Here is a 10,350-nt window from a genome sequence, read left to right on the forward strand (position 1 = left end):
TCCTGCCCCTGCCGGCCGCGCTCCACGTGCCACGGAACTCCTACCCGGCGCCCCCCGGGATTCCGCGGCGTCACCGGCCTCCTCCACCGAGGTCCGGTCGTTCTCGCGCCGACCGTCGGCTCCGGCCCTACCGGTCGGTGATCGCGGCGAGCCAAGCGGTGTCCTCCGGGCCCGGCGCCTCGACGCCGGGCCCGGGCAGCCAGTGGATCTCGCCCGTGCGCAGGGCGACCGTGGCCCGTGGCCGCATCGGCCCGTCGCCCGTGCGCGCGAGCAGGACGAGTTCCCAGACCGTCGCCGTCATGGCCTCCAGCCGGGCGGCGCAGTCGGCGGTGACCTGCCGGGGGTCCCGGGTCCGGCCCAGGGACAGGTGCGGGGTGAAGTGCTCGGCGGGCCCCCGGCAGCGCGGAAACCGCTGCCGCAGGGCGCGGTGCAGATCCGCCCAGGGCGCCCGGCCGCCCGCCGCCGGGTCGAGCCAGACGGTGAAGTACGCCCGGTGCCGGAAGGTGTGCACCCCGTCCAACCGGGCGGTGAACACCGGCGTCTCGGCCGCCGCCGCGGCGAGCAGCGGGGCGGCCCGCTCCCCTGCGGACTCGGGCACGAAGCCGAAGAGCACGTTGACGTGCGGGGGCCACCGGTGGATCTGGGGGTCGTAGTCCCGGCGGACGTCCTGGATCGGCGGCCACAGCTCCGCCGGCGGGATCCAGGCCACCGCCGTGCGGGCCGTCGGGGGCACGTCGAGGACGTCGACGGGCTCGTGCGCGCCGCAGCGTGTGTCGCGGGACGGGTCCGGCCCCCGTCCGCGCACCCGGCCGGCCGCTGAGGTGCCGACGCGGTCCACACCCGTGGCCCGGTCCCACACCACCTCGCCGTCCGCCTCGACGAACACCACCCGGTGCCACGGAATGTCGCCCCCGGGCACGAAGGACGGCAGCGGGACACGTGTGCAGGGACCGCCCCCGCGCTCGCTGATCCCCAGGACGAACCGGGCGGGGTCGAACCGAGGGTCCCAGCGGATGCGGTGGTAGATCTCGTCGCTGGTCCGCATCACCCCTCCTGTCCCGGCCGGCTCGGCGCTCGCGGCAGACACCTCTCCGGTCTCGGCACGCACGCGAGGCATGTCCGGCCGTTCTCGGGCTTCCCCACCATCGTCCGCCCGGACCGCGACGCCCTGCTCGCCCCGGCCCGGTGGCAGGCCCGCGACAGCACCTCACCAGGTGTGCCCAGCCCCAACACCCCTGGACGCCTTCCGATGACAGGCGCTCTCACCCGCACCCCATTGAATCTGTAAATCAGATCGCCTTCCACTGAAACATCTGTTGGACAGTTTTCGAGGGGGCGCCGGAGGATGTGTCGCGCGGTAGCACAGTCAACGTCGCGACACCGGGATGGACTACCGCCTGAGTGGAGGCTCACATGCCGAGTGAAGAGACCGAAGTAGTCGTCGTCGGGGCCGGTCAGGCCGGTGTGGCGATGAGCGAGCACCTGGGAGCCCACGGCATACCGCACCTCGTCCTGGAGCGGCACCGCATCGCCGAGCGCTGGCGCTCGGAGCGATGGGACTCCCTGGTCGCCAACGGGCCCGCGTGGCACGACCGCTTCCCGGGGCTGGAGTTCACCGACGTCGACCCGGACGGCTTCGCCTCGAAGGAGCAGGTCGCGGACTACTTGGTCGCCTACGCCGAGAAGGTCGGCGCACCGGTCCGCTGCGGCGTGGAGGTGACCCGGGTGCGCCGGCACCGCGGGCGCCCCGGCTTCCGCGTGGAGACGTCCGAGGGCCCCATCGACGCGCGCTTCGTCGTCGCCGCGACCGGACCGTTCCAACGGCCCGTGATCCCGCCCGTCGTCCCGGACGGCGCCGTACCCCTGCAGCTCCACTCCAGCGGGTACCGCAACCCGGAGCACCTGCCCGAGGGCGCCGTCCTCGTCGTCGGGGCCGGCTCCTCGGGGGTCCAGATCGCCGACGAGCTGCGCCGCTCCGGACGCCGGGTCTTCCTCTCCGTCGGACCGCACGACCGTCCTCCGCGCCAGTACCGCGGACGGGACTTCTGCTGGTGGCTCGGCGTGCTCGGGATCTGGGACGCCCAGACGCCTCCGCAGGGCGCCGAACACGTCACCATCGCGGTCAGCGGCGCCCACGGCGGCCACACCGTGGACTTCCGTGCCCTGGCCGGCGCGGGCATCGAACTCGTCGGCATGACCGCGTCCTACGACGACGGCGTCCTGCGCTTCGCGCCCGACCTCGCGGCGAACATCGCGCTCGGCGACGAGAAATACCTCGCGTTTCTCCGGGCCGCCGACGCGTACGTCGAGCGCAACGGGCTCGACCTCCCCGAGGAGCCCGAGGCACACGTGCTCGGACCCGACCCGGACTGCGTGAGCAGTCCCCGGCTCGAGCTGGACCTGGCCGAGGCCGGCGTCACCTCCATCGTCTGGGCGACGGGCTTCGCCACCGACTACAGCTGGCTGCAGGTCGACGCGTTCGACGAGAGCGGCCGCCCGAGCCACCGGCGAGGGGTGTCCACCGAGCCCGGCGTCTACTTCCTGGGCCTGCCCTGGCTCTCCCGCCGCGGCTCCAGCTTCATCTGGGGCGTGTGGCACGACGCCCGGTACGTCGCCGACCACATCGCGACCCAGCGGGGCTACCTCGCCTACGGCACCACCGACCGGCCCGTCGCCGCGCAGGCGACCGGCGACAACCGAAGGAGCTGACGATGACGTCCACGAGCGAGGGCCGCCCGGCGAAGGCCCCGATCGTCGCCGGGGGGCACACCCGGATCCGTCCGTTCAACACACGCGACACCTATCCCGAGCAGAACCTCGACAACGACCTCTGCCAGGCCGTCGTCGCCGGCAACACCGTCTACGTCCGGGGCCAGATCGGCCAGGACCTCGACACCAGCGAGTCGGTGGGCATCGGCGACGCCGAGGCGCAGGCCGAGCGGGCCATGGCCAACATCAAGATGCTGCTCGAAGAAGCGGGCAGCCGTATGGAACACCTGGTCAAACTGACCATCTATCTGATCGACCCCCGCTACCGGGAAGCGGTGTACCGCACCGTGGGCCGCTGGACCAAGGGTGTGCACCCCATCTCCACCGGCCTGGTCGTCTCCGCCCTCGCCCGCCCGGAGTGGCTGTGCGAGATCGACGCGATCGCCGTGATCCCCGAGGAGGACCGGGCATGACGCTGTCCCTGGTGGTACGCGACGGAGAACGGTTCGGCATCGTGGTCGCCTCGTCGTCCCCGGCGGTCGCGGCGCGGGTCGCCCACCTGCGGCCCGGGGTCGGCGCGGCCGCCTCGCAGAACGTCACCGATCCCACGCTCGGCCCGCGCCTGCTGCGGGGGCTGGCGGACCACGGCGACGCCGAGCGCGCCCTGGCCGAGGTCACCGGCGCACCGGACACCGCGAAGACCATCGACTACCGGCAGTTGACCGTGCTGGGCCGCTCCGGGCCGGGGTTCGCTCACAGCGGCGCGCGGACGCTCGGCACGCACGCCTCGGCCACCGCCGACGGCGCGGTGGCGGCCGGCAACATGCTCTCCGGCGCGCACATCGCCGGCGTCCTCCTCGACGCCTACGCCGCCGCCTCCGGGGAGCTGGAGGAGCGGCTGCTCACCGCCCTGAGGGCCGGTGTCGCGGCCGGCGGCGAGGAGGGGCCGCTGCACTCCGCGGGCCTGGCCGTCGTCGCGGACGTGGACTGGCGGGTCACCGACCTCAGGGTGGACTGGGCCGACGATCCCGTGGACCAGCTCGGCGCACTCCTCGACGTGTGGCTGCCGCAGCGCGACGACTACGTGCGGCGCGGACTCGACCCCGCCTCCGCTCCCTCCTACGGCGTCCCGGGCGACCTGTGATGAGCGCGCTGAAAGAGGCGGCCCGGCGGGCCGTCGACCGCCGCGCCGAGGAACTGATCGACCTGTCCGAGCGGCTGCACGCCGACCCGGAGACCGCCTGGGAGGAACACCGGGCCGCCGCAGCCGTACCCGACCTTCTGGATCGGGCCGGATTCGACGTCACCTCCGCCTACCTGGGACTGGACACCGCCTTCCACGCACGCTTCGGCAGCGGGCCGGTGCGGATCGCGCTGTGCGCCGAGTACGACGCGCTGCCCGGCCTCGGCCACGCCTGCGGGCACAACCTCATCGCGGCGTCCTCGGTGGGGGCCGCGCTCGGCCTGGCCGCCGTCGCCGACGACGCCGGCCTCACCGTGGAGGTCTACGGCACCCCGGCCGAGGAAGGCGGCGGCGGCAAGATCGAGATGCTGGACCGGGGCGCCTTCGCCGGGGTGGACCTGGCGATGATGGTGCACCCGGCGCCGGTCGACGTCGCCGAGGCCCGGCCCTTCGCGGTCAGCCACTCCAAGATCACCTACACCGGCCGGTCCGCGCACGCCGCGGCCTACCCGGAGGCCGGGGTCAACGCGGCCGACGCCTTCACCGTCGCCCAGGTCGCGATCGGCCTGCTGCGCCAGCACCTGCCGGCCTCGGCGCGGGTGCACGGCGTGGTCACGCACGCCGGGGACGCCCCGAACGCCGTCCCCGAGCGGTCGACCGGCCGGTGGTACGTGCGGGCGGAGACGCTCGCCGAACTCGCCGAGCTGGAGCCACGGGTCGTACGCGCCTTCCAGGCCGGTGCCCTCGCCACCGGGTGCGAGCTGGAGATCGAGCCGGAGAGCAAGCCGTACGCGGAGTTCCGTACCGACACCACCGCCCTCGGGCACTACCGGGCCAACGCCCTCGCGCTGGGCCGCACGTTCGCGCCGCCCGGCCAGGCCGCCCGGATGAACCGCGCCTCCACCGACATGGGCAACGTCTCGCAGGTGGTCCCGGCCATCCACCCCTACATCGGCATCGGATCACTGCCCGCCACCAACCACCAGCGCGAGTTCGCCGCGCACTGCGTCGGCGGGACGGCCCAGCGGGCCCTGCTCGACGGGGCGGTCGCGCTGGCCTGGACCGGCGTGGACCGCGGCGCGTCCACCGGGGAGGACCGAAGCGCGCCGGGCGGGGGAGTGACGGCATGACGAGGACGGTCGCCACCGCGACCGGGCGCAGCGGCCGTGTGCGCCGCGCGCGCCGCACACGTCTGCATGACGTGCGGCCCGGCCCGGTGCCTGCGCCTGCGTCTGCGCCGCGGAGGCGACCGTCCCCCGAGCTGCCGTCCCCCGAGCTGCCGTCCCCGGCGGCGTCCGCACGTCCCCGGGCGCGGCCCGCGCACGCGGGCGCGGCGGCGCCCACGGAGCGCGGGTCGCCGCGGATCCACCCGGCGCTCCCGCCCGCGATACGCCCCGCTCCGGGCCGCCGTTCCCAGGCCCCGCGAACCCCGACCGCCCACCCGGCCCCTGGCCCGGACAGCGCCCGCCCGCGCCCTCGCGCCCGGCAGCCGCCTACAGGCCGCCGCTCAGCCGGCGTCCTCGATCCGGAAGCCGACCTTCAGGCCTACCTGGTAGTGCTCGATCTGCCCGTTCTCGATCTGGCCCCTGACCTGGGTCACCTCGAACCAGTCCAGGTTGCGCAGGGTCTGCGAGGCGCGGGCGATGGCGTTGCGGATGGCGTCGTCCACCCCCTGGTGCGAACTGCCGACGATCTCGGTGACCCGGTAGACGTGGTCGGTCATGGGTGCTCCTCTCGCGGACGCGACGCGGGGGACCGCACAGCAGGTGTGGTCCACATCACTCCACCGTGCCGTATGTGGGGCCGGTGCGCGAGATGTGCACACCGTGACCGCTGCGCCACTTGACGCCAGCATTGGTCCATACCAAAATCCGAGCACGCCCGTTGCGAGCCCTGCTCGGCCCCCCACGTCGGGACCCGCCCCTGTCCGTCCGACAGAACAGGATCCGCCGTGCGACGTCGTCTCCTCGCCCTCGCCCTCACCTGCGCGTCCGCCGTCCTGGCCGCCGGGTGCGGCGCCCTGCCGGGCGGCGGCGGGCGGCACACGGTCACCGTGTGGCTGATGAAGGACAGCGCCTCACCGGACTTCCTGCACCGCTTCACCGCGGACTTCGAACGCACCCACGAGGACCTGCGCCTGGACATCCGCATCCAGCAATGGACCGGCATCGGCCCCAAGGTGCAGGCCGCGCTCCGCGGGCAGGCGCAGGACGGCCCGGACGTCATCGAGGTCGGCAACACCCAGGTCGCCCAGTACGTCGAGGGCGGCCGGCTGACCAACCTCACCCTGGAGTCCATGCGCGACTGGGGCATGCGGGACTGGCTGCCCGGCCTCGCCGAGCCGGGGCAGGACAACTCCGCGCAGTACGGCATCCCCTGGTACGCCGCCAACCGGGTCGTCGTCTACCGCAAGGACCTGTTCGCGAAGGCCGGCATCACCTCCCCGCCGCGCACCCGGGCCGCATGGCTCGCCGCCACGGAGAAACTCGACTCCGGCACCACCCAGGGCATCTACCTGGCCGGGCAGGACTGGTACACCCTCGCGGGCTTCGTGTGGGACGAGGGCGGCGACCTCGCCCAGCGGACCGGCGACGTCTGGAAGGGCACCCTGGACAGCCCGGCCGCGCTGCGCGGCATGGACTTCTACCGGCGCCTGCAGGCGCTCGGCGACGGGCCGGCCGACGCCGACGAGGAACACCCGCCGCAGGCGGAGGTGTTCGCCACCGGGCAGGTGGCGCAGATCGTGGCCGTGCCCGGCATCGCCCAGGCCGTCGTGCGGAAGAACCCCGCCCTGAAGGACAAGCTGGGCTTCTTCCCCGTCCCGGGCCGCACCGCCGACCGTCCCGGCACCGTCTTCACCGGCGGCTCCGACCTGATCGTGCCGCGCAACACCGACGACCGGGACGCCGCCGTCGCCGTCGTGGCCGCGCTCACCGGCGCCCGGTGGGACACCGACCTGGCCCGCACGATGAACTACGTGCCCAACAAGACCACGCTGGCCTCCGCCGTCGCGGGCGAGGAGGGCGTCGCGGCCATGGCGGCGGGCGCCGCGCACGGCCGGGCGACCCCCAGCACCCCGCAGTGGGCCGCCGTGGAGGCCGACAACCCCATCAAGAGGTACATGACGAAGGTGCTCACCGGGGCCGACCCGGCCACCGAGGCCCGCCGCGCCTCCCGGCGCATCACCGAGCAACTGGCCCCGGGGCTCGGCTGATCCCCGGGGCCACAGCCTCACCTCACGTCATCTCACCGCGCCACGCTCAGCGACAGCGCGAAGCGCCGCGCGGAGTCCGTCCACCACCGGACCGGCTCGAAGCCGGCCGCGGTCAGCTCCGCGTCCACCGTCTCCTTCCGGAACTTCGCGGACACCTCGGTGCGCAGCTCCTCGCCCGCGGCGAACTCCACGGCCAGGTCGAGTGCGCGCACCTTCACGGTCTGGGCGGTGCGGGCGCGCAGCCGCATCTCGATCCACTCCTGCTCGGCGTCCCACAGCGCCACGTGGTCGAAGGCGTCCGGGTCGAAGTCGGCGCCCAGTTCGCGGTCGATGACGGCCAGGACGTTCTTGTTGAACGCGGCCGTCACCCCGGCCGCGTCGTCGTACGCGCGCACCAGCACCTCGGGGTCCTTGACCAGGTCGGTGCCCAGCAGCAATGCGTCGCCGGGGGCGAGCAGGGCGCGCGTTCCGGTGAGGAACCGGGCCCGCTCGGCGGGCAGCAGATTGCCGATCGTGCCGCCGAGGAACGCCAGCAGGCGGGGGTCGGGTGTGCCGGGCACCGCGAGCCCGGAGGTGAAGTCGGCGATCAGGGCGTGCACCTGGAGTCCGGGCCGCTCGGCGGCGAGCGCGTCTCCGGCCTGGCGCAGCGCGCTCTCGCTGACGTCGACGGGGACGTAGGTGTGCAGGCCGGTGAGCGCGTCGATCAGATGGCGGGTCTTCTCCGAGGAGCCGGAGCCCAGTTCGATCAGCGTGCGGGCGGGCACGGCGGCGGCGATCTCATCGGCGCGCGCGAGCAGGATCTCCCGTTCGGCGCGGGTCGGGTAGTACTCGGGCAGCTCCGTGATCTTTTCGAACAGCTCGCTGCCGCGGGCGTCGTAGAACCACTTCGGCGGCAGCGTCTTGGGGGTACGGGTCAGGCCGTGGCGGACGTCGGCGCGCAGGGCGGCGGCCATGGCGTCCTCGGGCAGGGTGCGGGTGACGTGGAACGGACTCAACGTCGGGGCTCCTCAAGGGTGCGGGGGGCCAGGTCCTCGGTGAGGTCCTTCAGCGGAGTGAGCAGGACGTCCGCGCGGCTCGCCACGACCAGGGTGCGGTCGGGAACCTCACGCCACAGCGGATCGTCGTCGTACGGTTCGGAGGCCACGACCGCGCGGCGGCCGGGTTCGGCGCGGTACCACAGGGTGTCGCCCCAGGCGGTCGCCGTGATCGTCTCGCCGTCGGTGAGCAGCAGGTTCAGCCGGGAGCCGGGGGCGGCCGCGGCCACCTCCAGCACCGTGTCGGCGAGGGCCTGGGCGCCGCCGTCGCCGCCGCGCAGCCGGGCCAGCACCAGCGCCCACACCAGCGCGGAGTCGGTGCCGGCCGCCGGCGACAGCAGGTCCTCGGGCGGCAGGGCGCGCGCCACGCCGGCCAGCGAGGCGGGCCAGCCGGTGACGGCGCCGTTGTGGCTGAACAGCCACCGGCCCGCCGCGAACGGCGCCGCCGCGGCCTCGGCGTCCGCCCCGGCCAGGGTGGCGTCGCGCACCGCGGCCAGCAGGGCCGTGGTGCGCACCACCCGGGCCAGGTCGGCGAAGGACAGATCCGCCCAGATCGGCCCCGCCCGGCGGTAGCGGGCCGGCACCGGATCACCGGCGGCGTACCAGCCGACGCCGAACCCGTCGGCGTTGACCGTCCCGTGCCGCTGGTGCCGGGGCGCCCACGACTGCCGGTACAGGCCGTGCGGCGGCTCGACGACGAGCCGGCCGATCGGCTCCGCGGGGCCGACGTACGCCAGGTGACGGCACATCAGTCGGCCTCCTGGGAGCGGGCGGTGCGGAAGCCGGAGAAGATCTGCCGCCGGATCGGATAGTCCCAGTTGCGGAAGGTGCCCCGGCAGGCCACCGGGTCCACGGCGAACGAACCGCCGCGCAGCACCTTGTACTCGGGCCCGAAGAACACCTCCGAGTACTCCTTGTACGGGAACGCCCGGAACCCCGGGTAGGGCAGGAAGTCGCTCGCCGTCCACTCCCACACGTCCCCGATCAACTGGTGCACGCCCAGCGGGGACCGGCCGGCCGGGTAGCTGCCGGCCGGGGCCGGGCGCAGGTGCCGCTGGCCGAGGTTGGCGTGCTCGGGGCCCGGGTCGGCGTCGCCCCACGGATACCGCAGGCAGCGGTCCCGCACCGGGTCGTACCGGGCGGCCTTCTCCCACTCGGCCTCGGTGGGCAGCCGCCGCCCGGCCCAGCGGGCGTAGGCGTCGGCCTCGTACCAGCACACGTGCATCACCGGCTCGTCGGGCGGGACGGCCTCGGTGACGCCGAAGCGGCGCCGCAGCCACTGCCCGCCGTCGCGGCGCCAGAACAGCGGCGCGCCGATCCTGTGCCGCCGTATGTGCGCCCAGCCCCGCGGCGCCCACCAGCGCGGGTCGTCGTAGCCGCCGTCCTCGATGAACGCCTGGTAGGCGGCGTTGGTCACCGGGGTGGTGTCGATCCAGAACGGTGCCACCTCGCGCACGTGCGCGGGGCGTTCGTTGTCCAGCGCCCACGGCTCGGTGGAGGTGCCCATGAGGAACGGGCCGCCGGGGACGAGGACTTCGGCCGGTCCGGTGAACGGCGGGGCCGGGTCCGGATCCGGTGCGGTCAGGGCCTGCGGCCCCGTGCGCAGCTGGTGCGTGATCAGCATGGTCTCGTCGTGCTGCTGCTCATGCTGGGCGATCATCCCGAAGGCGAAGCCGGCCTCCGTCAGGCGCGTGCCGTGCAGGTCGGCGGACTCCAGGACGTCCATGGCCCGGCCGCGCACCTCGGCGGCGTACGCGCGGGCCTCCTCGGGCGGCAGCAGCGGCAGCGAGGGACGTTCGGCGCGCGGGTGCTCGAAGGCGTCGTAGAGGCTGTCGATCTCCGGGCGGATCGCCTCCTGGCCGCCGACCGCGCGCAACAGCCACAGCTCCTCCTGGTTGCCGATGTGCGCCAGGTCCCACACCAGCGGGGACATCAGCGGCGAGTGCTGGGCGGTGAGGTCGGGGTCCTCGACGCAATCGGTCAGCAGCGTGGTGCGGGCGCGGGCCGCGGTCAGCGAGCCGAGCGCCCGTTCGCGCAGTGCCTCGGCGTCGGACGCGGCGTCGGGTGCGGGAGCGGATGCGGGCTCGGTCATGCGGGATCGTCCTTCCCGTGCGCGGTGGGGTTCTGCCCGGCGGACGTCCGCCCGGTGCGGGTCCGGTGGGCGGCGAGGTCGCCCCCGAGGGCGGGCCGGCCCCCGCTGGCGCGTGGGG

Annotated in this window: 9 protein-coding genes and 1 pseudogene; 5 read left to right on the plus strand and 5 right to left on the minus strand. The window is 74.4% G+C overall.

Annotation, left to right across the window (positions count from 1 at the left end; translation table 11 throughout):
* Positions 1 to 199: 199 nt before the first annotated feature.
* Positions 200 to 1,045 (minus strand): annotated as a pseudogene (locus GV126_RS28360) (RNA repair domain-containing protein); the annotation flags it as partial.
* Positions 1,046 to 1,413: 368 nt separating this feature from the next.
* Here GV126_RS28360 and GV126_RS28365 point away from each other — a divergent pair.
* The 4 genes from GV126_RS28365 to GV126_RS28380 are packed head-to-tail and all read left to right on the plus strand — an operon-like array spanning position 1,414 to position 5,022.
* Positions 1,414 to 2,709 carry a flavin-containing monooxygenase gene (locus tag GV126_RS28365; RefSeq protein WP_159672068.1) on the plus strand — a complete coding sequence of 432 codons (1,296 nt, stop codon included), beginning with the start codon at positions 1,414 to 1,416 and terminating at the stop codon, positions 2,707 to 2,709.
* Between the two features lie 2 nt (positions 2,710 to 2,711).
* A complete protein-coding gene (locus tag GV126_RS28370; protein WP_159672070.1) occupies positions 2,712 to 3,182 on the plus strand; it encodes a RidA family protein in 471 nt (156 codons plus the stop codon).
* The gene (locus GV126_RS28375) at positions 3,179 to 3,853 is read left to right on the plus strand and encodes a DUF1028 domain-containing protein (protein WP_159672072.1); all 675 of its coding nucleotides are present in this window, start codon (positions 3,179 to 3,181) and stop codon (positions 3,851 to 3,853) included. The genes GV126_RS28370 and GV126_RS28375 overlap by 4 nt, the downstream gene beginning before the upstream one ends.
* Positions 3,853 to 5,022 carry a M20 family metallopeptidase gene (locus tag GV126_RS28380; protein ID WP_159672074.1) on the plus strand — a complete coding sequence of 390 codons (1,170 nt, stop codon included), beginning with the start codon at positions 3,853 to 3,855 and terminating at the stop codon, positions 5,020 to 5,022. Before GV126_RS28375 ends, GV126_RS28380 begins: the two co-directional genes overlap by 1 nt.
* A gap of 377 nt (positions 5,023 to 5,399) precedes the next feature.
* Here the strand turns inward: GV126_RS28380 and GV126_RS28385 are convergent, their stop codons facing one another.
* Positions 5,400 to 5,615, minus strand: a complete 216-nt coding sequence (locus GV126_RS28385) for a dodecin (RefSeq protein WP_159672076.1) — start codon at positions 5,613 to 5,615, stop codon at positions 5,400 to 5,402.
* A gap of 228 nt (positions 5,616 to 5,843) precedes the next feature.
* Here GV126_RS28385 and GV126_RS28390 point away from each other — a divergent pair, with 228 nt between their 5' ends.
* Positions 5,844 to 7,106 carry an extracellular solute-binding protein gene (locus tag GV126_RS28390; RefSeq protein ID WP_159672078.1) on the plus strand — a complete coding sequence of 421 codons (1,263 nt, stop codon included), beginning with the start codon at positions 5,844 to 5,846 and terminating at the stop codon, positions 7,104 to 7,106.
* Between the two features lie 32 nt (positions 7,107 to 7,138).
* On the opposite strand, the gene egtD is transcribed toward GV126_RS28390, so the two are convergent.
* The 3 genes from egtD to egtB are packed head-to-tail and all read right to left on the minus strand — an operon-like array spanning position 7,139 to position 10,232.
* On the minus strand, positions 7,139 to 8,101 hold the full coding sequence (gene egtD, locus GV126_RS28395) for an L-histidine N(alpha)-methyltransferase (protein WP_159672080.1): 963 nt from the start codon (positions 8,099 to 8,101) through the stop codon (positions 7,139 to 7,141).
* Positions 8,098 to 8,889, minus strand: coding sequence for an ergothioneine biosynthesis protein EgtC (egtC, locus tag GV126_RS28400; protein ID WP_159672100.1), 792 nt, complete (start codon positions 8,887 to 8,889; stop codon positions 8,098 to 8,100). Before egtC ends, egtD begins: the two co-directional genes overlap by 4 nt.
* Positions 8,889 to 10,232: an ergothioneine biosynthesis protein EgtB gene (gene egtB / locus GV126_RS28405; protein WP_159672101.1), complete on the minus strand. Its 1,344-nt coding sequence runs from the start codon at positions 10,230 to 10,232 to the stop codon at positions 8,889 to 8,891. Before egtB ends, egtC begins: the two co-directional genes overlap by 1 nt.
* Positions 10,233 to 10,350 lie beyond the last annotated feature (118 nt).

Source organism: Streptomyces mexicanus (genome assembly GCF_902506575.1).
In the GTDB taxonomy this organism is placed as follows: Bacteria; Actinomycetota; Actinomycetes; order Streptomycetales; family Streptomycetaceae; genus Streptomyces; species Streptomyces mexicanus.